The organism is Pseudomonas sp. UBA2684 (assembly GCA_002354655.1).
Lineage (GTDB): Bacteria > Pseudomonadota > Gammaproteobacteria > Pseudomonadales > Pseudomonadaceae > Aquipseudomonas.
Genome location: DELY01000059.1, coordinates 1,548 through 1,810 on the forward strand (window position 1 = coordinate 1,548; position 263 = coordinate 1,810).

The following is a 263-nucleotide window of genomic DNA, read 5'->3' on the forward strand; positions in this document are numbered from 1 at the left end:
GGGTGAAGCGTCATCCACCCTACGGAAAGAATGCGGCTATGCATGGCGTTTTCCTTAGCGCTGATGGCGAATGCGTGGGTTGGCCAGGCCGTAGAGGATGTCCACGACGAAGTTGACCAGGATCACCAGGCAGGCGATCAGCAGGATGCCGTTCTGCACCACCGGGTAGTCGCGCGCGCCGATCGCTTCGATCAGCCATTTGCCGATACCCGGCCAGGAGAAGATGGTTTCGGTCAGCACTGCGCCGGCGAGCAACGCGCCGA

The 263-nt window shown here is 61.6% G+C and carries 1 protein-coding gene; it reads right to left on the reverse strand.

The window, feature by feature from the left end; genetic code table 11:
* Positions 1–54: 54 nt before the first annotated feature.
* Positions 55–263 (reverse strand): ABC transporter permease subunit (locus tag B3M58_RS21815; protein ID WP_296222435.1); only part of this gene is annotated, 209 nt, incomplete at its 5' end.